Here is a 25,223-nt window from a genome sequence, read left to right as displayed (position 1 = left end):
CGGCGAGCCACGCCGAGAGCATCGAGTGCTGCCAAGGAGTCTTCAATGAACGAGGAATACCACGCCCCGACGCTGAATAGCTATATTGCCAAGACCCAGCATGAGATTCGCCCCACCATCGTCTTGGCTGCCTTCGAGGGGTGGAACGACGCCGGTTCGGCGGCCACGGACGCCGTCCGCCTGCTGCTCGAGTCCAACGCCCATGAGCATGTGGCCACCGTGGGCGAGGACGATTTCTACGACTACCAGTTCACCCGGCCCAAGACCCGGCGCACCGGGAGCGGGCGCGTAGTGGACTGGCCGTGCACCGAGATCTTCAAGATCCATTTGCCCCAGGCGGCCGCCGACCTGCTGGTGGTGCTGGGTGTCGAGCCGACGTTCAAATGGCAGACCTTCTGCTCGCGGATCATCAAGGTGGCCCAATCCCACAATGCCCATGCCGTGCTCGCCCTGGGCGCCTTGCTGGCTGATGTGCCGCATACCCGGCCGGTGCCGACCTCGCTGGCCAGCGACGATCCGCGGTTCCAGGAGCACTTGAGGATCAGCGCCTCCACCTACGAGGGGCCCACCGGAATCCCCTCGGTGCTCGGCGTGGAGTTCGAACGGTACGGGATCCCGAGCCTGTCGCTTTGGGCTCAGCTCTCCCACTATGTTGCGCAGTCCCCCAGCCCGCGGGTGCAACTGGCCATCATCGAGCTGCTGGAGGAAGTCATCCCGGTCTCCGTGCCGGACCAGAAACTGCGCGAGGATGCGCTGGCCTGGAAGCACGGGGTCGATGAGCTCGCGGCAGCGGATCCGGATGTGGCCAAGTACGTTGAACAGCTGGAGCAGGCAACGGACACCAGCGAGCTTCCCGAGGCCAGCGGCGAGTCCATTGCCCGGGAATTCGAGCGCTATCTGCGCCGCCGGGGAAAGTACCGCAAAGACAGCCCGGGGTCCGACTTCGATATCTGAAGCCGGACCCCGGGATGCTTGGCGCGGTGCTGCCTAGAGCTTGAGCCCCAGCAGCGCGTCGATGCCGTGGCGCAACGCTTCGGCGCCGTCGCCATTCGACCCGGCCGGCTGCGCCGCCCACCGGTCGAGTGCCTCCAGCGCGGAGGGCGCATCGATGTCATCGGCCATGTGCTTGCGGATGCTTTCCACTACCTTGGCTGCGTCCTCGTTGCTGGTGGTGGCCAAGGCCTGGCGCCAGGCAGCCACCCGCTGCTGGGCTGCGGCCAGCAATTGCTCGGTCCAGAACCAGTCGCTGCGGTAGTGCTGGGAGAGCAGTACGGCGCGGATCGCTACCGGCTCGACGCCGGCTTCGCGCAGTTTGGAAACCAGCACCAGGTTGCCCAGGGACTTGCTCATCTTTTCGCCGTCCAGGCCCACCATGCCGGTGTGCACGTAGGTCTGCGCGAGTTCCGCGTTATCGCCAGCAGCTGCGTGGGCCGCAGAGAATTCGTGGTGCGGGAAGATCAGGTCCGAGCCGCCACCCTGGACAGTGAAGGGGGCCGGCAGGGTCTTGCGGGCAATCACCGAGCATTCGATGTGCCAGCCCGGGCGGCCGGCACCGAGCTTGCCGCCATCCCATGACGGCTCGCCCTCGCGGGCGGCACGCCACAGCAGCGGGTCCAGCGCATCGCGCTTGCCGGCACGATCCGGATCCCCGCCGCGTTCGGCGAAGAAGCCGAGCATGGTCTCGCGGTCGTAGTTCGAAACGGCGCCCAGTTTCCAGGCATCGTTCTGGGCGGCCAGGGTGTCGAAGTACACGTCGCCTTCCACCCCATCGGCACCAGCCGGCACACGGTAGGCCAGATCCGCATCGAGCAGCTGCTCGACGACCGGGACCAGCCAGTGGATGGATTCCACCGCGCCGATGTAGTTCTGCGGCGGAATGACGTTCAGGGCTTCCATGTCGTCGCGGAAGAGCTGGATCTGCGACTCGGCCAGTTCGCGCCAATCGACGTTGGTTGCTGCGGCGCGCTCGAGCAGCGGGTCGTCCACGTCGGTGATGTTCTGGGTGTAGGCCACGGTGCGACCGGCATCGCGCCAGGTGCGCTGCACCAGGTCGAAGGTGACATATGTGGCGGCGTGGCCCATATGGGTGGCGTCATAGGGGGTGATACCGCAAACGTACATGCTGGCCGGCGCAATAGCTTCATCCGCTGGCGCAGTGGCCTGTCGGGCTCCGGTGGCGGTATTGAAAAGTTCCAGTGTTGGTGCTGAACCAGCCACCTGAGGTACCTCAGGGTTATTCCACGCGTGCACTTATGGACATCCTTTCGCAGATGCGACGTATTTCTTCCTTTAACTCCAAGTGAAGCAAGGCGAGGTTTATTCCCGTTAACTGCAAGATGCCCGTGAAGCAGTCCACGGACATCTTGGAAAACCTGGATCAGGCGGCCATCCAGCCCAATCCCAGAGCGACGAACAGCGCCAGGCCCAGCAGGATGCGGTACCAGACGAAGAAGCGGTAGGAGTGGGTGGAAACGAACTTCAGGAACCAGCCCACAATCAGGAAGCCGACGACGAAGGCCACGACGGTAGCGACACCGGTCTGCGCCAGGGTGTAGACACCTGGTTCGTCGAAGGACTTGACCAGCTTGTACAGGCCCGAGGCGAACACCGCCGGGATCGCCAGCAGGAACGAGTAGCGGGCTGCGGCTTCACGGGTGTACCCCATGAGCAAACCCGCGGTGATGGTGCCGCCCGAACGCGAGACGCCCGGAATCAAGGCCATGGCCTGGGCGAAACCGTAGAAGATGCCGTGCTTGACGGTCAGCTTGTCCAAGGTGCGCTGCTGCTTGCCGTAGTGGTCGGCGATGGCCAGGATCAGGCCGAAGACCACCAGTGTGGTCGCAACAATCCACAGCGAACGGAAGTTCGTATCGATGTAGTCTTCCAGCAGCAGGCCCAGGATCGCGATCGGTAGGGAGCCGATAATGATCAGCCAGCCCATCTTGGCGTCCGGATCCGAATGCGGGATCTTGCCGGCCAGTGCCTTGCACCAGGCGCCGATGATCCGCACGATGTCACGCCAGAAGAAGACGATCACTGCGGTTTCGGTACCCAGCTGGGTAATGGCGGTAAATGCCGCTCCGGGGTCTTGGGCGTTGGGCAGGAGTTCGCCAACGATACGCAAGTGGGCTGAGGACGAGATCGGGAGGAACTCGGTCAGGCCCTGGATCAATCCTAGGAAAGCTGCTTCAAACCAATTCACCCCTCGACATTACTTCACCGATTGCGACTATCCGGACTCAGAAACACGGAATAGGAAAAATTCACTCCGTGGTCGTACTCACGCATCATCCGAGGGTATGGTGAAGGGCAATAACTCGGAATACTGATCGTAGAGGGCGTCTTCATAGTCTTCGAAGGCATCGGCCAGCGCGCCAAAAGCCGCGTCGACGGATGCCTCGCCAGCACCGCGGCTCTGCGACACAATTGCCAGGTGCTGCTCCAGGCGTGCAATAAATGCTTGCAGTGCAAAACTCGGTTCAGTACTCATAGCATGAGGCTACAACGCACGGCGTTCTTTAGATAGGGGGCAGGATGCTCGAAGAAAGAATTAAGCCACCGCTGCATCATCCCGATGACCAGCGCTTTGAATACCTGGTCATAACTTCTTTCCCGGGCGAACCAAAGCATGTCGCCCGCGCCGCCCTGCGGGAGCACGCCGATAACGGCAAATGGGAGCTTATGCGCACCTGCCGCTATGAAGGCGGCGCCCAAAAGTACTGGCTGCGCCGCCGGGTGATGCGCATTCGCAGCACCCTGGCTCCCTGAACCGGCAACAGGGCACATGGCACCATGCCCGCCATTGGCCCTCACGGCAATCGCGGGTCCTTGCCTCAGCTGTCGAGCGGGCCTACCAGCCACGAGGCCACCGTATTGGCTGCCGAGGCGGCATTGGACGGGTGGTACCAGCTGGCCTGCACGTCGCGGTAGAGCCGTTCGAACTCCGATCCCCGGAAATATCCGCCACCGCCCAGCAGCTGTCCGGCAACCTGGATGTTCTCCCGTGCAGTGCCCCCGGCCAAGGTGCGCAGCGTCACCAGCTTGGGGAACCACGCGCTCTGGTGATCCGCCTTGGCCTCCAGGTCACCGGCCACCGAGCGTTGCAGGGCATCCAGGGCCAGCAGGCGCATCGCCGCTTCGGCCAAGAGCCCGCGGGCACGCACATCCTGCGCATACCGGGTCCCGTCCTGGTGCACCCGCTGGCCCAGGGCCTCCTGGGCCAGGGTCACCGCACGATCTGCGATGCCCACGTAGACGCTTGCGGTCAGGGTCAGGAAGGATGCGAAGATGCCGAAGACCAGCGGGTCCTGGTTAGGACCGGCCGGCAGCCGGCTATGCACCCATTCGCGCGGGGCCACCGCATTTTCCAGCTTCGTGGTGTGCGACTGGCTGGCCCGCATGCCCAGGGTGTTCCAGTCGTTCATGGAATGCACGCCCTCGCCCCTGGCGACGAAGCCGTGAACCAGTTCCCCGGATTCCTCATCCTTGCCGAACACCCCCAATCGGGTGAACGCCGGCGCCAGCGAGGTGAAGATCTTCACGCCATTGAACTCCACCGAGCCATCGGCAGCAGTTCTCGCCCTGGTCTTCGAGTCGAAGAGCACCGCGTCGTTGCCGGGCTCCGAAATCCCGAACGCCATCACTTCGCCCTCGGCAATCCAATCGGCCACCATATCCAGGCGCCGGTCCCCGCGGGCCTGCAGCAAATACGCGACGCCCGCCCATACCTGGTGCATGTTGATCGCCAGGGCCGTGCCGGGTGCCGCGGTGGCCAGGCGGCGCTGGGCCAGGGCCAGGGTCTCGAAGTTCCACCCCAGTCCCCCGCGCTCTGCCGGCACCAGCGCCTTGAGGTAGCCCAGTTCCACCAGTTCGTTGAAGTCTTCGATGGCGAACGAGTTCGACTCGTCATAGCCGGCGGCCCGGTCCCGGAAACGCTCAAGCAGCTCGTCGCTCAGTATGGATTCGATGGTCAAGGATTCTGCTCCTGGATTCTGTTGTGCTGGCTGGGCCAACGCTGGTTCTAGTATTCCTGCAAGAGGTTTTGCAGCACCCGCACGCCGAACTTGATGGAGTCCACCGGCACGCGTTCGTCGACGCCATGGAACATTCCGGTGAAATCCAGCTCGGCAGGAAGTTGCAGCGGCGCGAATCCGTAGCCGGTGATCCCCAGTTTGGCCAGCCATTTGTTATCGGTTCCGCCAGAAAGCATATAGGGCAGAACCACGGCATCCGGGTCTTCAGCCAGCAACGACGCGATCATGGAATCCACCAGCGCACCGGCGAAGGGCACCTCCAGGGATTCCTGCTCATGCACCATGGACAGCTCAACGTGTTCCCCGGCCAGTTCACGCAGGGTCTCCAAGGTGGCTTCGTGCTGCTCGGGCAGGGTGCGGCAGTCGATCAGCGCTTGGGCCTGCCCGGGAATGACGTTGTGCTTGTAGCCTGCCTCCAGGGCGGAGGGATTCGCGGTGTTCTGCAAGGTAGCCCCGACGAAGCGCGAGACATTGCCCATGGCCGAGAGCAGCGGGGCCGGATCGGCTTCATCGAAGTCCAGTCCGGACAGCTCGGCCACCTGCTCAAGCAATGCGCGAGTGGTTTTGGTGTAGGACAGCGGCCATTGATGCTCACCGATGCGATGGACGGCTCCTGCCAGATGGGTGACCGCATTATCGGTGTTGAGCTGCGAGCCGTGGCCGGCCATGCCCTTGGATTCCAGCTTCAGCCAGGCGATGCCCTTTTCCGCAGTCTGCAGCATGTAGGCCCGGCGGCCGTTGATTTCGACCGAGAACCCGCCGACTTCGCTAATGGCCTCGGCCGCCCCGGCGAAGAGTTCGGGATGGTTCTGCACCATCCAGCCGGAACCATAGTCCCCGCCAGCTTCCTCATCGGCGAAGAAGGCGATGACCAGATCGCGCCGCGGGGTGATGTTCTCGCGTTGCAGGTGGCGGATGGCGGCGATAATCATCGCGTCCATGTTCTTCATGTCCACCGCTCCGCGTCCCCAGATCATCCCATCGATGATCTGGGCCCCGAAAGGATCCACGCTCCAGTCTTCGGCGATGGCCGGCACGACATCCAGGTGGCCGTGCACGACCAGGGCCGGCAATGACGGATCGGCCCCCGGGATGCGGGTGACCACGTTGGCCCGCCCGGGAGCGGATTCATAGATCGTGGCTTCCAGGCCGACGTCCTCGAGCAGCCCAGCGACATAGCGGGCGGCGTCAAGCTCCCCCGCGCCCTTGTTGCCTCCATAGTTCGTCGTGTCGATCTGAATCAGTTTCCTGCAGATCTCTACGGCTTCATTTTCCATGAGTGGAATGTCGCCAGCAGTGGACATCGCCAATGATCCTCTCGTAGCAGTGCTTTGCAATACACACTAGTGGGCAAAGCCCTCACCGTCGTGTGCGCACGTGCGCAATTTCTAGCCGTGAAGTTCCTGGTAGGCCTTCCTCGCGCCCGGGTGCAGGGGCTGGCCTCCGGTGCTGACCAAGGTTTCGGGGGTCAAGAACTGGATGCCGGCGCTGGATTCTGGCACCAGCCGATCAGCGTGGGCGACCAGGAGCTTGACGACGGCTCCGGCCAGCTCCTCGGGCATGTCCGCGCGCGCCATCAACAGGTTGCCAACCCCGATCGTCTCCACGGCCTTGATTCCGCGGTAGGTTCCCTCCGGGATGACTACCCCGTCGTAGAGATCCGGGTACCGCTCGCGCAGCTGCGGCAGCACCGCTGATACATCGAGCAGGCCCAAGTCCATGGTTGAAGCGAGCCGGCTCAGCGAAGCAACAGGCAGGCCGCCGAAAAGGAATAGCGCGTCAATGCTTCCCTTGCCCAGCGCCTCCAGCCCTGCCGCGTACCCGTACTGCAGCTCCTTGGGCGCGATCCCGCGATTCTTCAGCTTCGCTGCCCGCAATATGCGCTGGCCGGTCACCCACGTACCTGACCCTGGCGCACCGGTGCCGATGGTGCGTCCTGCCAGATCCTGCAGCGAGCTAATCCCGGCTGCTGTGCGGATGATGCAATGGAAATAGTTCTGGTACACGCGGCCCAGGGCCAGCGGCTGCGCTTGTGGAGCGCTGTCCTTCCGGTACTGGTCCACCGTATCGGCCAGGGCAAGAGCCAGCCCGGCCTTGTTTTCTGCGAGCATCGCCAGATTCTGGGCGCTGGCCTGGGTATTGAGGGCTGCTGAATGCTCGGCGACGCCGTGGTCCACCAAGGCGTTGGAGAGCAAGGAGGCAAATTGGAAGTACATGCCCCCGTCTTCACCGGAGGCGATATCCAATCGATGCGCAGTGGGCAACGAGCTGCAGGAATTCAGTGCTGGCAGTCCGGCGGCGACTGGGGCTGCCAGGAGATATCGAAGCAAGTTCCGCCGGGACGGCATGGGCTCAGGATTCATCGGGCACCTCGGGCTTGCTGCCATGCAGGGGCAGGCTGATCGTTGCTTTGAGCCCTTCGCCCGGAGCCGATTCAAGCGTGAGCTCACCGGCATTCGCGCGCGCCAAGCGATCCACGATAGCCAGTCCCAAACCTGTTCCCGGACTGTGCCGCACACGTTCTGCACGCCAGAACCGCTCGCCTGCATTCGCGAGTTCAGCAGCGTTCATGCCGGCTCCGTGATCCTGTATTTGGATGCTGGCAGTTCCCGGGTTGAGCCGCAGGCCCAGGACGATCTTGCTGCCAGGGGCGTACTTGAAGGCGTTTTCCAGTAGTTCCGCGAGCATCTGCTGCAAATCGAATCCGTTGCACCACACCATGGCGGTCTGCCCCGAGGTGGCGCTGCCATCGAGCACCAGCTGGTTTCCCCGTTGCCGGGCAACCTCGGATTGGCGTTCGACTTCCTCGGCGAGCGTCTGCCCGACGTCGACTTGTTGGCCGTGCACGGCTGTCTCGGGCAAGGACTCCCCCGCATTTTGCTCGGCTAGCCGATGCTCGGCGCTGGCCAAGCGCATGACGCCGTCCAGCAGGGTTTCCACCCGATGCAGTTCGTTTTCCACCGCGTGCACTCCGACGGGATCCGCTTGGTCGCCCATGCGCATCTTCAAAAGATCCACGCGCAACCGCAAGGCGGCAACGGGGTTCCGAAGCTGATGGGATGTTTCAGCAATGAGCTCCTGCTGCTGCTTCAGGCTCTCGGCCATAGTTCGGGCCATGCTGCCCAGCGACCGCGATAGTCGGCGCAGTTCCGGTGGGCCTTGCTCTTCGAGGAGAACTGGTGCCTGATGCCGCGCAATGTCATTGACGGCATCATTGAGCCGGTGCACCGGACGGAGCACCCAGAAGGTCAGGCGGTCGGCCAAGAGCAGGAGTCCAGCGCCAATGGAAATGACAACAAGCCACAGCAGGCTGGACTTTTCCAGCACCTTGGCGCGTGCAGTTTCCAAGTTCACTTGCATCGTGACAGAGCCGAGCACTTGAGCAGAATTGCCGAACGGCTGCGAGAGGAAGGCGGTGGCATCCGAGAGAGGATCGATCGGCGGGATCTGGACCAGTCCCAGATTCAGCTCTGAATTGCGCACGGTGCCAGCGACCTCGGGATCCGCAGGATCGATACTGCCCGAGACCAGTTGCCGCTGGCCCAGATTGATCAGCAGCCCTTCGCCATAGAGGTCGCTATAGGTGTCCATCTCCAGCTGGAGCAGCGACATGTCATTTGCCAGATCAGCATGGGCGGCAAGCTGGACAAAGCGGTTCAATGCCGATAACCGGTTCAACTGGACTTCAGCGGTGGCATCACGGCTGACGCTCTGCAACAGCATCGCGCTGACGATGGCGACGATTGCAAGCAGCAGCGTGCCCAGGATCCCCAGTACGCGCAGCCTCACGGGCTTGGCGTCTCTAGCCGGTAGCCGACTCCGCGAACGTTCACGATCATCCCGGGCGCAGCAAGCTTGGAGCGCAAACCGGTGAGGTGCACATCCAAGGAGCGCGACACCGCCACGAACGCGTCGCCCCACAAGCGATCAAGAATCTGCTCCCGGGTTACCACCGCTCCGTCATGCTGGGCCAGCAATGCCAGCAGCTCGAATTCCTTGGCGGTCAGTTGGAGGTGCCGTCCATTCAGAATTGCTTCGTGCTTCCCGGTGTCCACACGCAGTCCGCCGGCGATGAGCACACCGCCATTGTCATTGGATTGGACCTTGGCGCGGCGGGCCACCGCATCGATGCGGGCCAGAAGGACCGCCAGCCCGATGGGCTTGACCAGGAAATCGTCGGCGCCCTGGCGCAGTCCCCGGACAACGCTCCGCTCGTCATTGCGCGCCGAGAGGATGACCACGGGGACTTCACTGATTTGGCGCAGTTTGCGCAGGACTTCCAGTCCATCCATATCCGGCAGGCCCAGATCCAGCAGGATCATCTGTGCATTGTGGTGCTTCAATAGCGCGTCAGCACCGCGGCTGACATGCTCGGCCTGATGGCCTGCGGCGCTCACGGCATCGATCAGGGCGCGGGCGACGGCGTGGTCGTCTTCGGCGATCAACAGCTGCACGGCATCATCCTCGACGTTCAGATCCGGGCTCGGCGCCCATGGGTAACTGATCAATTCTAGCAATTCGGAACACGCAGTGTTCTCCACGTCACTGCATTCCTAAGAAAGTGTTAGTACTTGACTGAGAGTTTGCCAGTAAGAAAGATCACTACCAAGATTGAATACGATCTCACACCCCCGTGGTCCGCGTCACTGCCGATGCGACTCTGCGGCGGCATCGCACTGTGTCAAAAGGAAAATCAAATGAGCGAGAACATCCAGGCGCAACGCGCCGACCTAGACGGTGGCGGCCCGCCGCGCTGGAAAGTCATTGGCCCGGGACTGGTCGTTGCGGCGACCGGCGTTGGCGCAGCTGACATGGTTGCCACACTAGTAGCAGGCAGCCAGTACGGCTATGCGCTGCTCTGGGCAGTGATTGTCGGCGTGATCCTGAAGATTGTTCTGGTTGAAGGCGCCGGCCGCTACACCCTGGCAACTGGCAAAACCATTTTCGAGGGCTGGAAGACCCTGGGCAAGTGGACCACCTGGTACTTCGGTCCCTACATCATCATCTGGGGCTTCGTTTACGGCGCTACGGCGATGAGTTCCGCTGCATTGCCGCTGGCCGCCTTGATGCCGGCAGTGGATCTGAAGATCTGGGCAGTGCTCATGGGCCTGCTGGGCTTCGTGATGGTCTGGTTCGGAAAGTACAGCTTCTTCGAGAAGATCACCGCTGTACTGGTGGGCATCATGTTCGTGACCGTGGTGGGCTTGGCTTTCATCGCTGTGCCAAATATTCCGGAAATGCTCAAGGGCCTGATCCCGATGATCCCGGAAGGCGGCGTGGTCTACACCCTGGCGTTGGCTGGCGGCGTCGGCGGTACCATCACCTTGGCCGCTTACGGCTACTGGCTGCGCGAGAAAGGCTGGTACACCCCTAAGTGGATGCGGGTCATGCGCATCGACAACTCCATGGCTTACGTCATGACCGGCATCTTCGTGTTGGCCATGCTGATCGTTGGCGCGGAAGTTGTTCGCGCCGCCGGCGTGACCATCTCCGGTGGCGACAAGGGCCTGCTGGAACTGGGCGACGTGCTGAAAGCCGAATACGGCGATGTCGTAGGCAACGGCTTCCTCATTGGCTTCTGGGCCGCGTCCTTCTCGTCGATCATCGGCGTATGGAATGGCGTTTCGCTGATGTTCGCCGACTTCTGGGGCCATATGCGCAAGAAGCCGGCAAACCACCCGGATACGCTGACCGGTGGCAAGTACTTCAAGTTCTATGTGCTGTGGCTGACCTTCCCGCCAATGGTGCTCTTCTTGCTGGACAAGCCAATTGCCCTGATCCTGGCCTATGGCGTCCTCGGTGCGCTGTTCATGCCATTCCTGGCGGTCACCCTCCTGGGCCTGCTCAATGGCAAGCGCATCCCCAAGGAATGGGCCAACCGCTGGCATACCAACACCGCGTTGGCGATTACCGCAGTACTGTTCATCATCTTGGGTGTACAGCAGCTGTACAAGTCCCTGGCTCCGCTCTGGAGCTGATGGCCTTTCACTAGGTCCAGAAGCCATGGTGGCATGCAATGAATTGCATGCCACCATGGCTTTCGCGTTTAGGCTGGAGGTTATGAGCATCAAGCGGATTGGAATCCTCGGAGCGGGACGAGCCGGTACAGCCCTCGCCCGCGCAGCAGCATCGGCCAGAATCGACGTACGCATCGCAGGTTCCAGGCCGCCACGGATGATGAAGTACCACCTGGCACAGTACGCATCGCATGCCACCGCCGTACTGGCCGAAGACATTGCCGAGGATGCCGATTTGGTGGTGCTCATGGTGCCCCAAGAGGAACTCGACGACATTGATGTCCCATCCCTGGCTGGCATCTTGCTGGTGGATGCGACCAATCGCTGGGAAGACGAGCCGCTTCCCGACTGGCTGGAAACATCACTTGACGCTGGCTTGTCCAGCTCCGAAGGCATTGCAACCCATTTCAAGAGCTCTCGCGTGGTCAAAGCCCTCAATCACATCAGCCATTGGGACATGGACGCGGATCAGGCAACCAAGCAATCCGCGCAACGCGCCTTGGGCGTCGCCTCGGATAACAAGCAGGATGCCCAGACGGTTTCGGAACTTACCGTCGCCCTGGGTTTCTCTCCGGTCCTCCTGCCCAACTTGGCCGCGGGCCGCGGCTTGGAACCCGGTGGCGCGATCTTCAACGAAGTTCTCGATGCGGCAACGCTGTCCGCCAGGCTCGGCCCATCTTCGCAGTAGAGCCGCTAAACCCGCGTTTCACTAGGCAAATCGCATCATATTCCTGTGACGCTCGACACTGATTTTCTGATTTTTTGCCTTAAACCTCTACTCAATCCCGGTTTTCCCGCGGAATTCCGGGGTTTTCACCCTCCAGTTGCGAGGAGTTTCCCGATTGGAAATCCCCTGCTGGGGGTGGTAAAGTTTTACTTCGTTGCCAGCGATAACAACGCGAACAACAGACAACCTGCGCGGGTGGCGGAATAGGTAGACGCGCTAGCTTGAGGTGCTAGTCCTCGCAAGAGGGTAGGGGTTCAAGTCCCCTTTCGCGCACAGGTAGAATCCCCGGTTGACTTCGGTCAACCGGGGATTTCTTTATTTAATCCGAACGACTCCCCGCCCTCGATTGAGGATGCGGCGCATGCCTCCGCCGCGCTTGCACGTGCGCTGTCGTAAAGTGCTTATATGACTGATTCTTCCCCGGGCAACGTCCCCGCCCAGCAGGGGCTCATGCCAACTGATGACGGCCACCAGCTGTACTGGGAAGAGTTCGGCAGTCCCGGGGGAATCCCGGCACTGCACCTGCACGGTGGACCAGGAGGAACACTCGGCGCGAGCGGCTACCGGAACCGCTGGGATCTGTCCCGTACTCGCCTCATTGGTTTTGAACAGCGCGGTTGCGGACGTTCTCTCCCCTCGGCAGCCGCTGCGGATACGGACATCGGAGAATTCACTACCCAGCGGCTGATAGCCGATATCGAAACGCTGCGTGTCGGGCTGGGTATCGAGAAATGGATTATCAATGGCGTGTCCTGGGGCTCGACCTTGGCTCTCGCCTACGCACAGGCCCATCCCGAACGCGTCGTCGGCATGGTGCTTTTCGCCGTCACGACAACGAGCCGTGAAGAAGTCCAATGGATCACCGAAACTGTTGGAGCGCTCTTCCCGGAAGCATGGGACCGCTTCTCGCGATTCGCCAGCAGCCACATTCCGGCCTACGCGGCGGGTGAACTGCGACTGGTCGAGGCCTACGCGCAACTGCTCGGCTCCACCGATCTGGAACTTCGCGATGCGGCGTCCCGCGAATGGGCGCTATGGGAGGATACCCACATTTCCCTCGGATCGGAGCAGGTAATCCGCGATCCGCGCTGGCATGACCGCCGCTTCCGGCATTCGATGGCACGGCTGACCACTCATTTCTGGGCCCATGATGGTTTCTGCCAGCCGCCGATCATCGAGAATATGGCTGGGATCCGGCACCTGCCGGCCGTTTTGATCCACGGACGAGCCGATGTTTCCGGACCGTCAATGACGGCATGGAAACTTCACCAGCTCTGGCCAGCTTCCTCACTGGTTATCTGCGAGACCGATGGCCACGGCGGAGCGGAGATGGTCGATCACTGGACGTCGGCGAACGCGAACATGCTGGACCTGGCTTCTTGATAGCATCAGAGGCGGAGTTTTGAACGAAAAATTCCGTCACTAGCACAGCACTACTGGAGTACTGAACATGCGCATAGCCATGCTTTCCCTGCATACCTCACCGATGCAGCAGCCGGGCTCCGGCGATGCAGGTGGCATGAACGTGTACATCCAGAACCTTTCCTATGCGCTGGGCGCCCTGGGCCACGAAGTCCACATGCTCACGCGCACCGCCAACGAATCCGAGTCGCTCCAGGTCAGCGAGGGCGTGTGGATGCATCAGGTGCAGATCGCTGCCCATCGGAACCTTGCCAAGGAACAGCTCCCGGCGATCATCGACGAGGCCGCGGAGGAAATCGCAACGCACTTGCACGGCATGAAGTTCGATGTCGTCCACGGGCACTATTGGCTCTCCGGAATGGTGGGGCTGCAACTGGCGCAGCGCTGGTCCGCTCCCTTGCTGGTCTCGATGCACACCTCGGCCGCGGCCAAGGAACACGAATCAGGTCTCCCCGAGCCTGGGAAGCGAAAGGAAGCAGAGAAGCAGCTGCTCGCCGACTGCGCGCGCATCATCGCGAACACGCCCGTCGAGGCGAAACAGCTGCAGCGCTTCTACGCCGTGGACTCGAACAAGCTCGACATCGTCCTGCCGGGCGTCAACCACCGCATCTTCCACCCGGATCAGGACAAGCTGCGCCGGCCTCTGGGAGACGATGACTTGCACCTGGTCTACGCCGGGCGCATGCAACCGCTGAAGGGAGCCCATCTTCTGCTCGAAGCCATGGGCATCGCGCGTCGCGAGGATCCAGCCCTGCGCATTACCGCATCGCTGTTCGGTGCGCTGTCCGGGGCAACGGACTACGACCTGCCAGCGCAAGTCCAACACCACGGCTTGGAGGACGTCGTCCGGTTCTTCGATCCGCTCTCCCCCGAGAAGCTGGCGCTCGTCTTCGCCAATGCCGATGTCGTCGCGGTGCCCTCGCTCTCCGAGACTTTCGGATTGGTGGCCGCCGAAGCGCAGGCCTGTGGCACGCCGGTGTTGGCCAATGCGGTGGGAGGGTTGGCCTACGCCGTCAATGACGGCGAATCCGGTTGGCTCATGACCGAGCCTGATGCCCAGCTTTGGGCCGCCAAGCTGCTTGAACTGGCCCGGGATCCTGAACAGATTACCGCTGCCGGACATGGGGCGCTGGAACATTCGGCCCTCTTCACCTGGGAACGCGCGGCCGTGGCCACCCTGGCCAGCTACCGTGTCGCCCAGTCCGAGCGCCAAGTACGTTGAACGCAATAGTGCCTTGGCCTTCAAGGCAATTCCATTGAAGGCCAAGGCACTAGCGGTGGAGCCTAGCTGCGCACCAGATCCAGCTCGAAGTGGGGCTTGGACTTGCGTGCATTCCACGCGTGGACCTTGTACCCATCGGCTTGCGGCTGGAAGGCCAGGTCAACCGATGCCGGAAGCACTACCGGGGACTTGAACTCGATGCTCCAGTGGTACGTTCCGTTGGCTGGTTCGATCCCCGCCAATGCCCGGGCTGCCAGGTAGATGCCGTGGGCAATAGCCGCTGGCATGCCCAACGCCTTGGCGCTGAGCGCGGACAGGTGAATCGGGTTGTAGTCGCCGGCTACTGCGGCCCAACGACGTCCCGTTCCCTGATCCAGTTTCCAGCTCGCGGTACGCTGCGGTGCAGCAAAGGCCGGATGCGCGCTCTTCTCCGGTGTACGGCCCTCGAGCCGCACGCCTTTGGCCAAGAACGTGCTGCGCAGCAGCACCCGGTCCTGCCCGTCCACGACGAGGCGCATCACCAAGTCGGAGGTCGCCCCATGGGGATGGGCCGATAGGTTCTCGCTGTGCACCTCGATGTCAAAAGCCTCATCCTCAGCCAGCGGCGCAACCACATCGACCTGGTTGGACAGGTGGATCATGCCCAGCAGCGGCAAGGGGAAATCATCTTGCACCATCAAGGACATAGCCAGCGGGAAAGCCAGCGAGTGCAAGTAGAGGCTGGGCAGCACGCCGTTCATCGGCGCGCCTACGGCCTGGCGGAACTCGGCGAGTTTCACCGGATCGGCCTTGGCACCCTGGAAGACCAGGACGGTTTCTGGCAGCACCGGGTTCTTCGGCTTCCGCTTCAGGGTCTTCACGGCCTTGGCATAGACCGAGGCCATCGAGGGAATCGAGGTGACGATCTGCGCACCCATCTAGGCACCTACCAGCGATTGGCCGCAGACCCGCAGCACCTGGCCGTTCAACCCGGCTGCGGCATCGGACCCGAGGAAGCTAATCGCCTCGGCAACGTCTACCGGCAGACCGCCTTGCATCAGCGAAGGCAGAACCATGCGGGCAACGGTGCGGGTACCCAGCGGGATCTTCGCGGTCATCTCGGTCTCGATGAACCCCGGAGCCACAGCGGCGATGGAGCCGCCATTTTCTGCAAACAGCTTGGCGCTGGCGTGCACCATGCCGATCACCCCGCCCTTGGAGGCTGCATAGTTGGTCTGGCCGCGGTTCCCGGCAATGCCGGAGGTGGAAGCCAGCGAAACGATGCGCAAACCGGGCAGCTTGGCTGCCAGGAAGGCCTCATTCATGCGCAGCTGCGAAGCGATGTTCACGGCAATCACCGAGTCCCAGCGGCCGGCATCCATATTGGCCAGCAGCTTGTCCCGGGTGATACCGGCATTGTGGATCACCAGATCCAGCGAGCCATGGCGGCCGATCGCATGGTCCATGATCTGCTGGGCGGCATCCTGGGCGGTGACATCCAGCTGCAAGGCGGTGGCGCCGATGGAGTTGGCGACCTTGGCTAGCGATTCGCCGGCAGCAGGCATATCCACCACAACCACCTGCGCGCCGTCGCGGGACAGCGTCTTGGCGATGGCCGCGCCGATGCCGCGAGCGGCACCGGTCACCACCGCGACCTTGCCGGCCAGCGGCTTGGCGAAGTCGGCAGGCAGCACGCCATCATTGGTGCGCACAGAAAGGAACTGGCCGTCCACGTAGGCGCTGCGCCCGGAGAAGAAGAAGCGCAGCGCGGCCAGCGCACTAGGGCTGGCAACGCTGGTGCCTTGGGCAAGCACGATGCCGTTGGCGGTGGCTCCACCGCGCATTTCGCGGCCCATCGAGCGCACGATGCCGTCGATGCCCTGGCACACGGCGGAAAGCTCCGGCGCATCGTCATCGCTGGCGGGACGGGAGAAGGCCACCACGCGGCCACCTGGCAGCAGCTTGCGCAACGCCTGGCCGGCCGCCAGCATCAGCGGCGACAGCTCGGTGGGGTGCTCGAGTTCATCGAGCAGCAGCACCAGGCCGCCGAGCTTGGCATCGCCGGCGTCGTGCCGGCGCACATCCAGCCCCCAGGCGACCAGGGTGTCGCTCAGGTCCTGGGCCTTGGACGAGGCACCGAGCACCAGCACCGGGCCGGGCAGCAGTGGCGCATCGGGGCTGTAGCGGCGCAAGCGCGGAGGACGCGGCAAGCCCAGCAGGGTGGCCAGCTTCTTGGTGATCCCGGAATTAACCAGTTCCATGTACTTGTCCGCCATTAGCTGCGAGCCTCCAGAATTGCGACGACGCCCTGGCCACCTGCGGCGCAGACCGAAATCAGCGCGCGACCCGAGCCCTTTTCATGCAGCATTTTCGCGGTACTGGCGATGATGCGCCCGCCGGTGGCGGCGAAGGGGTGCCCTGCGGCCAGCGAGGAGCCGTTCACGTTCAGCTTCGACCGGTCGATGGCGCCCAGCGGGGCATCCAGCCCCAGCTTCTCGCGGCAGAATTCCTCGTCCTCCCACGCCTTGAGCGTCGAGAGCACGGTGCCTGCGAAGGCCTCGTGGATCTCGTAGAAATCGAAGTCCTGCAAGGTGAGGTTGTTGCGCTCCAGCATCCGGGCGGTGGCGTAGGCCGGAGCCATCAGCAGGCCCTCGGCACCGTGCACGAAGTCCACTGCTGCCGCTTCGAAGTCCACGAAATTGGCCAGCATCGGCAGGTCGTTGGCTTGCGCGTACTCTTCGCTGCCCAGCAGCACGGCCGAGGCGCCGTCGGTCAGCGGGGTGGAGTTTCCGGCGGTCATGGTCGCCGCATCGCCCAGGTTCTTGCCGAAGGCGGGCTTGAGCTTGCCCAGCTTTTCCATGGTGGAGTCGGCGCGCAGGTTGTTGTCCTTGGACAGGCCGTTGAACGGGGTGACCAGGTCGTTGAAGAAGCCGCGGTCGTAGGCGGCGGCCAGGTTCTGGTGGCTGGCCAGGGCCAGTTCATCCTGGGCCTCGCGAGTGATGCCCCACTTCTTGGTGGTGATTGCCTGGTGGTCGCCCATGGACAGGCCGGTGCGCGGTTCGCCGGTGCCGGGGGCTGCGGGGGCCAGATGGCCTGGGCGCAGCTTGGCCAGCGCGGCGAGCTTGGCCTTGGTGCTGCGGGCGCGGGAAAGCTCCATCAGGATGCCGCGCAGCGCATCCGAGACGGCGATCGGCGCGTCGGAGGTGGTGTCCACGCCGCCGCCGATGGCGGAATCTAGCTGGCCCAGCTTGATCTTGTTGGCCAGCGAGCCGATGGCTTCCATGCCGGTGGCGCAAGCCATCTGCACGTCATAGGCCGGGGTGGCGTGATCCAGCGAGGAGCCGAGCACCGATTCGCGGATCAGGTTGAAGTTCTTGGAATGCTTGAGCACCGCGCCGCCGGCGACGGCCCCGATGCGCTGTCCCTGCAGGCCGAAGCGGGCGACCAGGCCCTCGAGTGCTGCAGTGAACATGTCCTGGTTGGACGCATTGACGTAGGCGGTATTGGAACGGGCGAAGGGAATGCGGTTGCCACCGATGATCACGGCATTGCGCACAGAGGGCTGGCTCATGTTCGTTGAACTCCTACAAATATTCTGGTGTGACAAGTATTACTGTAACCAAGAGTACATGATACTGTGAGTTACGTGAACAAGATCACTGGGGAAATCGACCGCGAGACCGACGGCCGGGCAGCTCGCTGGCAAGCGCATCGCACCGCGCGCCACGAAGAACTGCTCAAGCTGGCGCGCAAGGCCGTGCACAAGCTCGGCCCGCAGGTCTCCATGGAAGACATCGCCAATCACGCGAAAACTTCCAAACCGGTGTACTACCGGTACTTCGGCGACAAGGAGGGCCTGCGCCAGGCACTGAGCGCCATGGTCATCAACGACTTCCGCGAACGCGTCATCGCCGCAGGCCTGGCCAAGGAAGACGAAATCAGCGCCCTGCACGCCATGGTTTCCTCCTACCTGGAGCTGGCAGCCAACAGCCCGAACCTGTACTTCTTCGTGACATCGGCCCCGCGCTGCGCCGACGATGAATCGGCCGGCGCCCTGAGCACCTTCTTCGAAGAGGCATCCAGCTTGATGAGCGAACGCCTGCTCAAGCTCTATGACCAGCGCGCCACTTCCGCGACCCTGGAGTTGTGGCCGCGCGCGGCGCTGGGCATGGTCCGCGCGGCCGGCGAACAGTGGCTGCGCCAACCGGATTCCGCCAACAAGCCGGCATTGCCGTCGCTGGCCGCGGAACTGACCAATTGGCTGGCCTATGGCATCGCCTCCACCCGGACCCCGAAAACCAACTGAAGCACCCAGGTGCACTCCCAACCCGACTCACCACCGAATAGAAAGACACGTCATGAGCGAGAACCGCATCAACGTCAACGCCCTGTCCGAACAGCTCTTCGGCCCCTATGCCGAAATCCGCAAGGCCTCTCGCGCCCGCGCCGCCGATCCGCAGCTGCAGCGCGACCCGCTGCTGGGCATGGATGAGCACCGCGAACGCGTTCTGGGCCAGCTGGGCATCCTGGTGCAGCAGGAAGCCGTCCAGCGCGCCTTCCCCACCGAATTCGGCGGCAAGAACGACCACGGCGGATCCATCGCCGCCTTCGAGGAACTGGTCGCCGCGGACCCGTCGCTGCAGATCAAGGCCGGCGTGCAGTGGGGCCTGTTTGCCGGGGCGATCCTGCACCTGGGCACCGAAGAGCACCACAAGGCATGGCTGCCCGGGGCGATGAACCTGGACACCCCCGGCGCCTTCGCCATGACCGAAATCGGCCACGGCTCCGATGTGGCCGCAGTTGCCACCACCGCTACCTACGACGAAGCCACCGATGAGTTCGTCATCCATACTCCGTTCAAGGCCGCCTGGAAGGAATTCCTGGGCAACGCCGCCCTGCACGGCAAGGCCGCCACCGTCTTCGCGCAGCTGATCACCAAGGGCGTGAACCACGGCGTGCACTGCTTCTACGTGCCGATCCGCGATGAAGCAGGCAACTTCCTTGATGGCATCGGCGGCGAGGACGACGGGCTGAAGGGCGGGCTGAATGGCATCGATAACGGCCGTCTGCACTTCACCAACGTGCGCGTTCCGCGTACCAACCTGCTCAACCGCTATGGCAACGTGGACGCTGATGGAACCTATTCCTCGCCGATCCCTTCGCCGGGCCGCCGCTTCTTCACCATGCTCGGCACCCTCGTCCAGGGCCGCGTCTCGCTCGATGGCGCCGCCACCAACGCCTCGAAGATCGCCTTGCAGATCGCCGTGACCTACGGCAACCAGCGCCGCCAGTTCAACTCCACTTCCGACACCGAGGAAACCACGCTGCTGGACTACCAGCGCCACCAGCGCCGCCTGATCACCCGGCTGGCCCGCACCTACGCTTCCTCCTTCGCGCACGACGGCCTGCTGGACAAGTTCGACGCGGTGTTCTCGGGCCGAGCCGATAGCGACGACGACCGCCAGGATCTGGAAACCCTTGCCGCCGCGCTGAAGCCGCTGAGCACCTGGGACGCCCTGGACACCTTGCAGGAGTGCCGCGAGGCCTGCGGCGGTGCCGGTTTCATCGCCAAGAACCGCTTCACCCAGCTCTATGCGGACCTTGATGTCTACGTGACCTTCGAAGGCGATAACAATGTGCTGCTGCAGCTGGTGGGCAAGCGGCTGCTCACCGACTACGCGGCCGAGTTCCGCAAGCTCGACACCGGCGCGATGGCCCTGTACGTAGCCAAGCAGGTCGGTGCCACCGCCCTGCACCGCTCCGGTCTGCGCGGCGTGGGCCAGGCCTTCGCGGATATCTCCGATGAGCGCAAGAGCGCCAATTTCTTCAAGGACCCGGAGAACCAGCGCGCTCTGTTCACCGACCGCATCAACGCCAAGGTCGCCGAGGTGGCCAACGCCCTGCGCGGTGCCGGGAAGAACAAGGCCAAGGCTGCCGCCGCATTCAACGAGAACCAGGACCTGCTGATCTCCGCGGCACGCGACCACGGCCAGCTGCTGCGCTGGGAAGCATTCACCGCGGCATTGGAGAAGACCGGGGATCCGACCACCAAGGAGGTGCTGACCTGGTTGCGCGATGTCTTCGCCCTGAGCCTGGTCGAAGACGACCTGGGCTGGTACCTGGCCAACGGCCTGCTCTCGATGCAGCGTGCCCGCACCCTGTCCGGCTACATCAACCGCCTGCTTGCCCGCCTGCGCCCGCATGCCCAGGACTTGGTGGAAGCCTTCGGCTACACCCAGGACCACCTGCGTGCCGATATCTCCTCGGGCGGCGAAGCCGAGCGCCAGGATGAGGCCATGGAGTACTTCCACAAGCTGCGCGCCAGCGACAATGCGCCAATCAGCGAGAAGTCCTTGCAGAAGGCCAAGCGCTAGAGCCAACGAGCAGGTGCCCGGACCAGGGGGATTTCCCCCGGGCCCGGGCACCTGCTGGTTAACGACTGCTTCGCCTAGTTTCCCAGCCGCTGGGCCAGGGCTACCGTCAGCCCTTCGGGGCCCCGCACATAAGCCATTTTCCAGGCGCCTTCGTATTCCCCGACGCCGCCGATCAGTCCATAGCCCTGGGTTTCAAGGCCGGCGACCATCCCCTGGAGGTCATCTACCTCGAAGGCGATCGAGCGCAGTCCCAGTTCGTTGGCCATGGCGTGCGGGTTGCCCGGTTCATGGGCAGGCTTCTCGAAGCTGGCCAGCTCGATGCCGACCTCCGAATCCGCGGACTTGAGCATGACGACATTCGTGCGCGAGCCCTTGACCCCGCACACGGTTTCCAGGAACTCCCCTTCCATCCCGTCGACCCTGCCCTCGACACTCAAGCCCAAGCCGATGAAGAAGCCAGTCACCAGCTCAAGGTCTGCAACGGTGACGCCGATATGGTCAAAACGGATGATTCGCGGCATGGTGGTAGGCACCCTTTCGCTCCTAGATGGCCAGGCAAAGATGGCCAAGTTCGCTGGTTAGCCACAGGGTACGCCCACCGCGCGCCCGGAACCAGCCCGCGAAGAAGACTCCATGGAACTTGGAATCCGGCCAGCAGTGCGATCCCTAGTGGTGCCAATGCCAGTACTTCAAGGATGAAGAATGGAACCTCGGGGCGGAATCCGCCTGGGTGCTGATTTGTCTCGTGATCCGCCCCGCATTCCGCGGGCGGATCATTTCAGGGCAGTTGCCTGCTGCCGCGGTCGAGCATGCCCGCCCCACCGATACCGGAATCACCTACAAGGGCAGAGAGGGCCTATTTTCCGGCATCTTGGCCAGTTTCGAATCTGCCGGCTTCACGATCATGAATCGAAATCGAAGCCTCGCACTGGCCGAACAGGGCCGCTGGCCACCCAGCTAGAGACTTGCCTGCCCCAGTCCATCGAGCACCAGCGCCACCCTTGCCCGCTGCTCCCGGTTAAGTCCCTGGACCGGCAAGGGCAGGCAATTGGGTGCTGCCAGGCCCAGGTGCTCGGCAATGGCGGCACTGACGCGCAAGCTGCCGCCGCATTGCGCCATCAGGTCCCACAACGGCCGCAGATCCTCGGAAACCGCTAGCGCCTTCTGATGGTCTCCGGCCTGCACCGCACGCGTAATTCCAAGCATCGGGGCCGGGATCGTTCCGCCCACCGCGGTAAACCACGCGTCGCATCCTGCGATGAGTCCGGCTGCCCCGAACGCATCGCCCGATACCCCGATGCCTACGTGATCGGGAAGCACCGCCCGAATCGCCGCGACATGCGCCAGCGCATCCACCGGATCGGCCGGAACCCCCGGAATCTTGATGGAAATGATCCCCGGCAACTGCGCGATGCGCGCATAAAGCCCGTTGCTGAAGGTGAAATGCGTTGTCCCAGGGTTGTCATAGACAACGACCGGCAAGTCGCTGCGTTCGGTCGCCGCCCTGAACAGTGCGAAGACTTCATCATCGTCCAGCCGCTGGTAGCCCACCGGGGCGAGCAGAACGCCGGCCGCACCGGCGGCCTTGGCGTCGTCAATATGCGCCAGGACGTGGGCCGTGCGCATGGCGCCGACTCCAGCCAGCACCGGGATCCCCGTTGCATGCTGCACCGCCAACCCGATGACGCGTTCGCGCTCCGCGCGGTCCAGGTACATGTACGAACCGGTCGAGCCCAGGACGGTAATTGAATCCACCCCGGCCGCAACCAGTCGCTGCACCAATCCGATGAATGCAGGTTCATCGAGTTGGTCATCATTCATTGGGGTCAGCGGGAAGGCGCTGAGCCCGGTCAAAGCGGTGACTGGCACTGCGCCAGTTTTCGTTGATGATTTCATGATGCGCCATCCTGTCTCATGTGCTGGTTCCTCGATCTTACGGCCAGCAGGGCACAGGCGATGACCGCGCAGCCGCCAACCACGGTGGGCCAACCGATTTGTTCGTGCAGCAGCATCCCGGCCCAGCAGATCGTCATCACCGGCTGCGCCAGCTGCACCTGGCTCACTTGCGCCATCGGGCCGATGGCCAATCCGCGATACCACGCAATGAAGCCGAGGAACATGCTCACGACGCCAAGATAGGCGAATGCCGCCCACTCGCTGAATGTTGCCGTGGGCGGATGCTGGAGCGCCGAGACGGTCGTGAGGGTGATCATTACCGGTGAGGCCAGGACCAGCGCCCATGAGATCGTTTGCCATGAACCAAGCTCCCGCGAGAGCAGGCCGCCTTCGGCATAGCCGATAGCGCAAGCGAGCACCGCCCCGAAGAGCAACCAGTCGGCCCCGTGCAAGCTGCCCAGCCCGCCTCCTTGCAAAGCGGCAAACGCCAAGGCTGCCAATGCCCCAGAACCAGCCGCGATCCAGAATCTGGCACTGGGGCGTTCCCTGGTTCGCAGCACAGCGGCTGCGGCCGTCACTGCAGGCAGGATGGCGATCACTACCGCGCCATGGCTGGCCGGAGCCGTGGTCATCGCAAAGGATGTCAGCAGGGGGAAACCTGCGATAACTCCCCCGGCGACGACCAGCAGCCGCCACCATTGCGACCGTGTCGGAAGTTTCTGGCCGGTGCTCCAGAGCACGGCAACAGCCAGCATTGCGGCGATAACGGATCGCCCCGCGCCGACGAACAGCGGTTGCAGATGGCCGCTTTCCACGGCGATGCGGGTGAAGGGCACGGTGAAGGAGAAGGCGAGCACGCCCAGCAATCCCCAGATCAGCCCGGTAACGCCCGAGGATAGCGGTTGCCGCGAAATGAGAGTAGCGGTACTATCTAGTTTCATGTTTAACAGTAGCAGTGAGCGCCTGGTTGCGGTACTGCGCGAATGGATTGCGACAGCCCCCGCCGGGAGCCAGCTGCCCTCCACCCGTACTCTGGTGGCGGATTATGAAGTCAGCCCGGTCACCGTGCAGAAAGCGCTGCGGATCCTCACCGGCCAGGGCATCATTGAATCGCGTCCGGGTATCGGCACCTTCGTTCGCAGCCACCCGGTGGCCCGGGCGCACGACCATGCCTGGCAAACCGCGGCCTTGGGCGTTGTGCAACGGCCCCTGCCTGAACTCGCCTCCGCCCAGCGCGCTACGCCCAATGACGTCATATCCCTGCAGTCGGGCTATCCGGATCGAGACTTGCTGCCAGAACGACTGGTGCGCAGCGCCTTCTCGCGGGTCGCGCGCAGCGATGCGGTGCTCCAGCGCACCCCGGCCGCGGGGCTGCCTGATCTGCAGAGCTGGTTCGCATCCGAGCTCGGCGCCATCACCGCCCCTGGGCTGAGCGCGCCGGCGGCCAGCGACGTCGTCGTCCTGCCCGGCAGCCAAAGCGGGCTGGGCTCGATCTTCCGCTCACTGGTTGGGGCCGGCAAGCCGATGCTCATCGAATCGCCCACCTACTGGGGTGCTATCCTCGCGGCCGCGCAAGTCGGCGTGCAGCTCGTCCCCGTTCCCGCCGGTCCCCACGGCCCGGACACCGGGCAGTTGGATCGCGCTTTCGAGCAAACCGGGGCCCGCGCCTTCTACGCCCACCCGAATTTTGCCAACCCTTCCGGGGCCCAGTGGTCGCCCGAAGTTTCCCAGCGGGTGCTGGAAATCCTGAAGAGTCGTGGCGCTTTCCTGGTGGAAGATGACTGGGCGAAGGATTTGGGGATCAATGCCGAGTCTTCACCGATGGCCGCCAGAGATGACAGCGGCCATGTGGTGTATCTGCGCTCCCTGACCAAAAGCGTGTCCCCGGCGGTCCGTGTTGCCGGCGTCATTGCCAGAGGGCCAGCACGGGAACGGATCTTGGCCGATAACCAGGCCCAATCCATGTATGTCAGTGGTGCGCTGCAATCCGTCGCGCTTGACGTGGTCACCCAGCCCGGGTGGCGCACCCACTTGCGCTCGGTGCGCCAGCAGCTAGCAACGCGCAGGGATCTGGTGCTCGACGCCCTGGCGCAGCATCTGCCCGAAGCACATGTCGAGCAGGTCCCGCTGGGCGGGCTGAACCTCTGGGCAAGGTTGCCGGATGCCACTAATCTGGTGCAGCTGGTCCGCGACTGCGAAATGCGCGGCGTGGCCATCTCGGCCGGAGACAGCTGGTTCCCCGCGGAACCGACCGGACGCTTTCTGCGGTTGAACTTTGCCGGCCCGAACCCTGGAGCCTTCAACCAGGGCGTCGAGATCATCGGCCAGGTGCTGCGCGCCTAGGTCCAATGCGAAGGGCTAACCAACATACCTGGTCTTCGTAGGGCTGTGCGAGGGCCGTGGGGTGCCTATAGGGCTCCAGCGATCATCAAAGCGACAAGTCCTGCAAGGCATTCGCCACCGTTGCAGCATTCAGATTGATACATAAGTGTTGCATTTCTGGTTATATATGAATATTCCAGCCGTCAATTAGCTTGAAAATAACACAATATG

General features: G+C 63.3%; 24 protein-coding genes and 1 tRNA gene. 11 read left to right on the top strand and 14 right to left on the bottom strand.

The genetic code is table 11. The features are described from left to right. The first annotated feature begins 45 nt into the window (after positions 1 to 45). The gene (locus CQ012_RS01700; protein ID WP_105657832.1) at positions 46 to 954 is read left to right on the top strand and encodes a PAC2 family protein; all 909 of its coding nucleotides are present in this window, start codon (positions 46 to 48) and stop codon (positions 952 to 954) included. Between the two features lie 33 nt (positions 955 to 987). Here CQ012_RS01700 and mshC read toward each other — a convergent pair whose 3' ends face one another. The 3 genes from mshC to CQ012_RS01685 form a co-directional block, all read right to left on the bottom strand. After that, entirely contained in the window at positions 988 to 2,250 is a 1,263-nt protein-coding gene (gene mshC, locus CQ012_RS01695; RefSeq protein WP_105657831.1) for a cysteine--1-D-myo-inosityl 2-amino-2-deoxy-alpha-D-glucopyranoside ligase, read from the bottom strand. A gap of 127 nt (positions 2,251 to 2,377) precedes the next feature. Continuing rightward, complete coding sequence (locus tag CQ012_RS01690) at positions 2,378 to 3,202, bottom strand: undecaprenyl-diphosphate phosphatase (RefSeq protein WP_105657830.1); 825 nt, start codon at positions 3,200 to 3,202, stop codon at positions 2,378 to 2,380. A gap of 78 nt (positions 3,203 to 3,280) precedes the next feature. Continuing rightward, entirely contained in the window at positions 3,281 to 3,490 is a 210-nt protein-coding gene (locus CQ012_RS01685; protein ID WP_105657829.1) for a hypothetical protein, read from the bottom strand. Positions 3,491 to 3,534: 44 nt separating this feature from the next. Between CQ012_RS01685 and CQ012_RS01680 the strand changes: the two genes are divergently transcribed. Beyond that, on the top strand, positions 3,535 to 3,768 hold the full coding sequence (locus CQ012_RS01680) for a DUF5703 family protein (RefSeq protein WP_105657828.1): 234 nt from the start codon (positions 3,535 to 3,537) through the stop codon (positions 3,766 to 3,768). 65 nt (positions 3,769 to 3,833) lie between these two features. Here CQ012_RS01680 and CQ012_RS01675 read toward each other — a convergent pair whose 3' ends face one another. From CQ012_RS01675 to CQ012_RS01655, 5 genes are all read right to left on the bottom strand, one after another. Beyond that, complete coding sequence (locus CQ012_RS01675; RefSeq protein ID WP_105657868.1) at positions 3,834 to 4,973, bottom strand: acyl-CoA dehydrogenase family protein; 1,140 nt, start codon at positions 4,971 to 4,973, stop codon at positions 3,834 to 3,836. A gap of 47 nt (positions 4,974 to 5,020) precedes the next feature. Next, positions 5,021 to 6,310 (bottom strand): M20/M25/M40 family metallo-hydrolase, encoded by a 1,290-nt coding sequence (locus CQ012_RS01670; protein ID WP_286134232.1) that lies wholly within the window; start codon positions 6,308 to 6,310, stop codon positions 5,021 to 5,023. 111 nt (positions 6,311 to 6,421) lie between these two features. Next, positions 6,422 to 7,381 carry a TAXI family TRAP transporter solute-binding subunit gene (locus tag CQ012_RS01665; RefSeq protein ID WP_219844343.1) on the bottom strand — a complete coding sequence of 320 codons (960 nt, stop codon included), beginning with the start codon at positions 7,379 to 7,381 and terminating at the stop codon, positions 6,422 to 6,424. Positions 7,382 to 7,385: 4 nt separating this feature from the next. Then, complete coding sequence (locus CQ012_RS01660) at positions 7,386 to 8,822, bottom strand: sensor histidine kinase (protein WP_105661267.1); 1,437 nt, start codon at positions 8,820 to 8,822, stop codon at positions 7,386 to 7,388. After that, positions 8,819 to 9,487: a response regulator transcription factor gene (locus tag CQ012_RS01655; RefSeq protein WP_105661563.1), complete on the bottom strand. Its 669-nt coding sequence runs from the start codon at positions 9,485 to 9,487 to the stop codon at positions 8,819 to 8,821. The genes CQ012_RS01660 and CQ012_RS01655 overlap by 4 nt, the downstream gene beginning before the upstream one ends. A gap of 243 nt (positions 9,488 to 9,730) precedes the next feature. Between CQ012_RS01655 and CQ012_RS01650 the strand changes: the two genes are divergently transcribed. The 5 genes from CQ012_RS01650 to CQ012_RS01630 all read left to right on the top strand — a co-directional run bounded on the left by CQ012_RS01650 (position 9,731) and on the right by CQ012_RS01630 (position 14,421). Next, entirely contained in the window at positions 9,731 to 11,011 is a 1,281-nt protein-coding gene (locus CQ012_RS01650; RefSeq protein WP_105661266.1) for an Nramp family divalent metal transporter, read from the top strand. Positions 11,012 to 11,093: 82 nt separating this feature from the next. Beyond that, the gene (locus CQ012_RS01645) at positions 11,094 to 11,738 is read left to right on the top strand and encodes an NADPH-dependent F420 reductase (RefSeq protein WP_105661562.1); all 645 of its coding nucleotides are present in this window, start codon (positions 11,094 to 11,096) and stop codon (positions 11,736 to 11,738) included. Positions 11,739 to 11,966: 228 nt separating this feature from the next. After that, positions 11,967 to 12,050 (top strand) — tRNA-Leu (locus CQ012_RS01640). Positions 12,051 to 12,182: 132 nt separating this feature from the next. Beyond that, positions 12,183 to 13,160, top strand: coding sequence for an alpha/beta fold hydrolase (locus CQ012_RS01635; RefSeq protein WP_105661265.1), 978 nt, complete (start codon positions 12,183 to 12,185; stop codon positions 13,158 to 13,160). 67 nt (positions 13,161 to 13,227) lie between these two features. Continuing rightward, positions 13,228 to 14,421 (top strand): glycosyltransferase, encoded by a 1,194-nt coding sequence (locus CQ012_RS01630; RefSeq protein ID WP_105661264.1) that lies wholly within the window; start codon positions 13,228 to 13,230, stop codon positions 14,419 to 14,421. A gap of 62 nt (positions 14,422 to 14,483) precedes the next feature. On the opposite strand, the gene CQ012_RS01625 is transcribed toward CQ012_RS01630, so the two are convergent. The 3 genes from CQ012_RS01625 to CQ012_RS01615 are packed head-to-tail and all read right to left on the bottom strand — an operon-like array spanning position 14,484 to position 17,971. After that, positions 14,484 to 15,338 carry a MaoC family dehydratase gene (locus CQ012_RS01625; protein ID WP_105661263.1) on the bottom strand — a complete coding sequence of 285 codons (855 nt, stop codon included), beginning with the start codon at positions 15,336 to 15,338 and terminating at the stop codon, positions 14,484 to 14,486. Further along, positions 15,339 to 16,676, bottom strand: a complete 1,338-nt coding sequence (locus CQ012_RS01620; protein ID WP_105661262.1) for a 3-oxoacyl-ACP reductase — start codon at positions 16,674 to 16,676, stop codon at positions 15,339 to 15,341. After that, positions 16,676 to 17,971, bottom strand: a complete 1,296-nt coding sequence (locus CQ012_RS01615) for an acetyl-CoA C-acetyltransferase (RefSeq protein WP_105661261.1) — start codon at positions 17,969 to 17,971, stop codon at positions 16,676 to 16,678. Before CQ012_RS01615 ends, CQ012_RS01620 begins: the two co-directional genes overlap by 1 nt. Before the next feature lie 75 nt (positions 17,972 to 18,046). On the opposite strand from CQ012_RS01615, the gene CQ012_RS01610 reads away from it, so the two are divergent. Together CQ012_RS01610 and CQ012_RS01605 are read left to right on the top strand one after the other, a co-directional pair. Then, the gene (locus tag CQ012_RS01610) at positions 18,047 to 18,706 is read left to right on the top strand and encodes a TetR/AcrR family transcriptional regulator (protein WP_105661260.1); all 660 of its coding nucleotides are present in this window, start codon (positions 18,047 to 18,049) and stop codon (positions 18,704 to 18,706) included. Then, entirely contained in the window at positions 18,669 to 20,774 is a 2,106-nt protein-coding gene (locus tag CQ012_RS01605) for an acyl-CoA dehydrogenase family protein (RefSeq protein WP_502692945.1), read from the top strand. Before CQ012_RS01610 ends, CQ012_RS01605 begins: the two co-directional genes overlap by 38 nt. Before the next feature lie 74 nt (positions 20,775 to 20,848). On the opposite strand, the gene CQ012_RS01600 is transcribed toward CQ012_RS01605, so the two are convergent. Continuing rightward, positions 20,849 to 21,307, bottom strand: a complete 459-nt coding sequence (locus CQ012_RS01600; protein ID WP_353616138.1) for a VOC family protein — start codon at positions 21,305 to 21,307, stop codon at positions 20,849 to 20,851. Positions 21,308 to 21,519: 212 nt separating this feature from the next. Between CQ012_RS01600 and CQ012_RS01595 the strand changes: the two genes are divergently transcribed. Then, the gene (locus tag CQ012_RS01595; RefSeq protein WP_105661258.1) at positions 21,520 to 21,735 is read left to right on the top strand and encodes a hypothetical protein; all 216 of its coding nucleotides are present in this window, start codon (positions 21,520 to 21,522) and stop codon (positions 21,733 to 21,735) included. Here the strand turns inward: CQ012_RS01595 and CQ012_RS01590 are convergent. Continuing rightward, complete coding sequence (locus tag CQ012_RS01590; RefSeq protein ID WP_105661257.1) at positions 21,732 to 22,670, bottom strand: dihydrodipicolinate synthase family protein; 939 nt, start codon at positions 22,668 to 22,670, stop codon at positions 21,732 to 21,734. The genes CQ012_RS01595 and CQ012_RS01590 overlap by 4 nt on opposite strands. After that, entirely contained in the window at positions 22,667 to 23,611 is a 945-nt protein-coding gene (locus tag CQ012_RS01585; protein WP_105661256.1) for a DMT family transporter, read from the bottom strand. The genes CQ012_RS01590 and CQ012_RS01585 overlap by 4 nt, the downstream gene beginning before the upstream one ends. Between CQ012_RS01585 and CQ012_RS01580 the strand changes: the two genes are divergently transcribed. Beyond that, on the top strand, positions 23,610 to 25,013 hold the full coding sequence (locus tag CQ012_RS01580) for an aminotransferase-like domain-containing protein (protein ID WP_105661255.1): 1,404 nt from the start codon (positions 23,610 to 23,612) through the stop codon (positions 25,011 to 25,013). The genes CQ012_RS01585 and CQ012_RS01580 overlap by 2 nt on opposite strands. Positions 25,014 to 25,223: the final 210 nt, after the last annotated feature.

The organism is Arthrobacter sp. MYb214 (assembly GCF_002979865.1).
Classification (GTDB): Bacteria; Actinomycetota; Actinomycetes; order Actinomycetales; family Micrococcaceae; genus Glutamicibacter.
Note: the sequence above shows the minus strand (reverse complement) of the source record. Positions and strands in the feature narration are given on the sequence as shown.

Coding starts and splice junctions, on each gene's coding strand:
- CQ012_RS01615 (WP_105661261.1), bottom strand. CDS start 17,971: ATGAGCCAGCCCTCTGTGCGCAATGCCGTGATCATCGGTGGCAACCGC.
- CQ012_RS01670 (WP_286134232.1), bottom strand. CDS start 6,310: ATGGAAAATGAAGCCGTAGAGATCTGCAGGAAACTGATTCAGATCGAC.
- CQ012_RS01620 (WP_105661262.1), bottom strand. CDS start 16,676: ATGGCGGACAAGTACATGGAACTGGTTAATTCCGGGATCACCAAGAAG.
- CQ012_RS01635 (WP_105661265.1), top strand. CDS start 12,183: ATGACTGATTCTTCCCCGGGCAACGTCCCCGCCCAGCAGGGGCTCATG.
- CQ012_RS01650 (WP_105661266.1), top strand. CDS start 9,731: ATGAGCGAGAACATCCAGGCGCAACGCGCCGACCTAGACGGTGGCGGC.
- CQ012_RS01685 (WP_105657829.1), bottom strand. CDS start 3,490: ATGAGTACTGAACCGAGTTTTGCACTGCAAGCATTTATTGCACGCCTG.
- CQ012_RS01680 (WP_105657828.1), top strand. CDS start 3,535: ATGCTCGAAGAAAGAATTAAGCCACCGCTGCATCATCCCGATGACCAG.
- CQ012_RS01605 (WP_502692945.1), top strand. CDS start 18,669: ATGGCATCGCCTCCACCCGGACCCCGAAAACCAACTGAAGCACCCAGG.
- CQ012_RS01630 (WP_105661264.1), top strand. CDS start 13,228: ATGCGCATAGCCATGCTTTCCCTGCATACCTCACCGATGCAGCAGCCG.
- CQ012_RS01625 (WP_105661263.1), bottom strand. CDS start 15,338: ATGGGTGCGCAGATCGTCACCTCGATTCCCTCGATGGCCTCGGTCTAT.
- CQ012_RS01645 (WP_105661562.1), top strand. CDS start 11,094: ATGAGCATCAAGCGGATTGGAATCCTCGGAGCGGGACGAGCCGGTACA.
- CQ012_RS01585 (WP_105661256.1), bottom strand. CDS start 23,611: ATGAAACTAGATAGTACCGCTACTCTCATTTCGCGGCAACCGCTATCC.
- CQ012_RS01700 (WP_105657832.1), top strand. CDS start 46: ATGAACGAGGAATACCACGCCCCGACGCTGAATAGCTATATTGCCAAG.
- CQ012_RS01665 (WP_219844343.1), bottom strand. CDS start 7,381: ATGCCGTCCCGGCGGAACTTGCTTCGATATCTCCTGGCAGCCCCAGTC.
- CQ012_RS01580 (WP_105661255.1), top strand. CDS start 23,610: ATGTTTAACAGTAGCAGTGAGCGCCTGGTTGCGGTACTGCGCGAATGG.
- CQ012_RS01590 (WP_105661257.1), bottom strand. CDS start 22,670: ATGAAATCATCAACGAAAACTGGCGCAGTGCCAGTCACCGCTTTGACC.